This window comes from Deltaproteobacteria bacterium GWC2_65_14 (genome assembly GCA_001797615.1).
Lineage (GTDB): Bacteria > Desulfobacterota > Deferrimicrobia > Deferrimicrobiales > Deferrimicrobiaceae > GWC2-65-14.
Genome location: MGPV01000063.1, coordinates 38635 through 41821 on the forward strand (window position 1 = coordinate 38635; position 3187 = coordinate 41821).

General features: G+C 67.4%; 3 protein-coding genes and 1 pseudogene (2 of these 4 running past the window's edge). All 4 read right to left on the reverse strand.

The genetic code is table 11. From position 1 onward, the window contains the following. Nucleotides 1-603: pseudogene (locus tag A2X88_06360) on the reverse strand (hypothetical protein); it reaches 111 nt to the left of the window's first position. Nucleotides 604-1014: 411 nt separating this feature from the next. Next, nucleotides 1015-2343: a sigma-54-dependent Fis family transcriptional regulator gene (locus tag A2X88_06365; GenBank protein OGP33024.1), complete on the reverse strand. Its 1329-nt coding sequence runs from the start codon at nt 2341-2343 to the stop codon at nt 1015-1017. Next, nucleotides 2315-3064, reverse strand: coding sequence for a hypothetical protein (locus A2X88_06370; protein ID OGP33025.1), 750 nt, complete (start codon nt 3062-3064; stop codon nt 2315-2317). The genes A2X88_06365 and A2X88_06370 overlap by 29 nt, the downstream gene beginning before the upstream one ends. Beyond that, a protein-coding gene (locus tag A2X88_06375) for a hypothetical protein (GenBank protein OGP33026.1) crosses the window boundary here: on the reverse strand, nt 3040-3187 show its 3' end. 413 nt of this gene lie beyond the right edge of the window; only the last 148 of its 561 coding nucleotides appear in the window; its start codon lies beyond the right edge, outside the window — the gene reads right to left on this strand; the stop codon is at nt 3040-3042. The genes A2X88_06370 and A2X88_06375 overlap by 25 nt, the downstream gene beginning before the upstream one ends.

Consider the following 3187-nt stretch of genomic DNA (forward strand, 5'->3'; position numbering starts at 1 on the left):
CATTCCCCTTCCCATGCCGGACCCCATGCCGCCCATTCCGCCTCCCCGCCCCGTTCCTCCACGGTCCGCGCTCTTCCACAAGGGATGACCGCCGTCGTCCCGGAGGGAGAGGGACCTCCTCGCCCCCGGGACCTCAACCTCCTGGGCGACGATGTAAAGCCGGCCGTCCCTGCCCAGGGACTTGGAGCCCAGGACGCGGATCTCCGTTCCCTCGGGGATCTGCACGTTCAGGTCGTCCCAGAACCAGCCCGGCGAGGCGATCACCACATAGGTCCCATTGCCGGATTCGAGCCGGAACCGTACCGGCCCGGTGTCTGGCCTCTGCAACCCGTACGCCCTGCCCCGGACTTCGCCGACCGTGTTCGGGTCGAAGCCCCCGGGATAGAGGATCCCGCTCCCCGGAAGGACCGTGTCCGGATCGCCGGCGTGGGCTTTCCCGAGGGGAAGCGGAAACGCCGTGACCCAAACGGCGAGGAGGAGCAGGGCGGCGCGAACTGCCCCGCCCCGCCTGCTCGGCCGGCCGTTACCGATTCGCCGGGGCCCCGTATCCGGTCCCGTCCAGCGGCCGGTCTTCCCCGTTCCCCGTGCCGTTACCAGGGCCATAGGTGAACCCCCTTTTCTCCATCGCCCCCTCCTTGGGGCCGGCGGGGTCGATGCAGGATCCGTCGCGAAGGCGCAGGCGCTCCTGCGCCCGAACCGGTGAGTGGTTCCGGCCGCCGGACCCGGACCCGAATCCCGCGCCTCTCCCCGCCCCGCCCGCCGCCATTGCCGCAGGAAGTGCCACTACGGCCGATATCGTTGCCGCGAGGATTGCCGTTCCAAGCCGCTTCTTCATCTTCGCTGCCTCCTTCTTGGAGTTGACCGCTGTCCGAAAGAAAGGCAAGAAGGATGCCGGCGAATTTCATGGCTGGGAACCTCCACGGAAACGCGTAGATATGTGCCTTATCCTTTTACTTAGGGCAGGCGCAGACGCGCAAAGACTGCGCCCCGTCGCGCACGGATTGCACCGCCCGTTCAAAGCCCATACTCCTTGATGCGGTACTGCAGCGTCCGCAGGGAGATGCCGAGGATCCGCGCGGCGTTCTTTCGGTTTCCTCCGACGTCGGACAGGACGTTGCGGATCGCTTCCCTCTCGGTCTCCCGCAGGATCCCTCCCGGCGGGGAAGAGGGGAGGGCCAGGGGTTCGAGATTCAGATGCTCCGCTTCGACCGACCCACCGGAGAGGATCACGGCCCGCTCGATCACGTTCTGCAGCTCCCGGACATTTCCCGGCCAGCCGTAGTCCCGGAGTGCCGATCCGGCTTCCTCCGAGAACCCCGTGACCCGCTTTCCGAAGGCTGCGGAAAATTTCTCCCGGAAATATTCCGCAAGGGGAAGGATCGCCTCCCGCCGTTGCGCCAGGGGAGGCAGCTCGATCGGGAAGACGTTGAGCCGGTAGAACAGGTCTTCCCGGAACCGTCCCGAGGCGACCTGGGCTCTGAGGTCCCTGTTCGTCGCGGCCAGGACCCGCACGTCGACCGGGATGGGCAGCGCCCCCCCCACCCGTTCGATCTCCCGCTCCTGAAGGACCCGGAGCAGCTTGACCTGGACCGCGGGAGCGATCTCTCCGATTTCGTCGAGGAATAGGGTTCCTCCCCCGGCAAGCTCGAACCTCCCCTTTCGGGCAGCCGATGCCCCCGTGAACGCACCCCGCTCATGGCCGAAGAGCTCGCTTTCGAGAAGCGCCTCCGGCAGGGAGGAAAGGTGGACGGCCACGAAGGGGGCGTTTCGCCTCGGGCTGAGGCGGTGGATCGCGCGGGCGACGAGTTCCTTCCCTGTCCCGCTCGCCCCCGTGATCAGCACGGTTGCGGGCGTGGGGGCCACTTCCCGGACCAGGCCGTGCACCGGCTCCATCCTCTCTCCCAGGAAGATCGTTTCCACCGGGGGAAAGCGGCTCCCGAGCTCCTCCGATAGCAGGGAGATCCGCGCTTCCTTGTCCGCCTCCCGCAGCACCCGCCGGACGACGTGCCGGAGCTCCTCCGGGCTGCCGAAGGGCTTCGTCAGGTAGTCGGACGCTCCCGCCTTCATCGCCTCCACGGCGCTTCCGATCGATCCGTAGGCGGTGACGATGATCCAGTTGGAGACCGGGCTGGCCCGTTTCCCCTCCCTCAACAGGTCGAGACCGGACAGGCCGGGCATCCGGAGGTCCGTCACGACCAGGTCGAACTCCCCCGCCGAGAGCTTGGCGAGCCCCTCCGTCCCGTTTCCCGCTTCCACGACCCTATGCCCCTCCTCCCGAAGCACCGCCGAGAGGAAAGAGCGCATCGGGGCGTCGTCATCGACGATCAGTACGGACTTCCCCATGAAGATCTCCCTCTGCGGCCGGCAGCAGGATGGTGAGGACGGCGCCTCCGCCGTCCCCGTTCGACAGGTCGATCCGCCCGCCCATTCCTTCAACCGCCTTCTTCGAATATGCTAGTCCAAGCCCCGTGCCGTCCGTCTTTGTCGTGTGAAAGGGGGTGAACAGGCGGGCCGTCTCCTCCGGCGGGATCCCCGGCCCCGTGTCCGCGATTCGGATGGCGATCCGCCGCTTCATCCCGAGGCAGGAGATCTCCAGATGCCCCGAATCTCCCATGGCTTGGAGGGAGTTGCGGACGCCATTCGCCAAGACCCGGCGCAGCTTTTCCCGGTCCGCCTTCGCGATGCATTCCGGGGGGAGGGAAAGGTCGACAGCGCCGCCCCAGGTCGAGGCGTCCGAACGTACCACCTCGCGGACCAGGTGCGCCACGTCGACCGCTTCCGCCTCGTACGTTTCTTCCCGCGAGAACAGGAGCAGCTCGTTCACGATCGCCTCGATTCTTCCCGCCCCCTGCAGGACGACGGCGAGCCCTGCCTTCCGGGGATCCGACCCGGGGGTCTTCTCGTCCACCAGTTGGGCGAACCCTTTCACGCTTCCGAGGGCGTTCCGGATCTCGTGGGCCAGCGTGGACGTCATGCGCCCGATCAGGGCCATCTGTTCCTGCCGTTCCACCTCCGCGGCGAGGCGGACCTGCCGGGCGATCACCCGCTCGAGGAAAAATCCCACCGTCCACAATAACGCGAGAACGCCCCCGACCGTCCACCACATCCGATGCGCCCCGGCGACGATCGGATCCGCCTGGGAGGTGTGCAGGACCAGTCGGAGCAGCTCGGGTGCTCCCCCCCCCCC

Bases quoted from the DNA above. Each gene is read 5' to 3' on its own strand.
- A2X88_06365 (OGP33024.1), bottom strand. From the start codon at position 2,343: ATGGGGAAGTCCGTACTGATCGTCGATGACGACGCCCCGATGCGCTCT.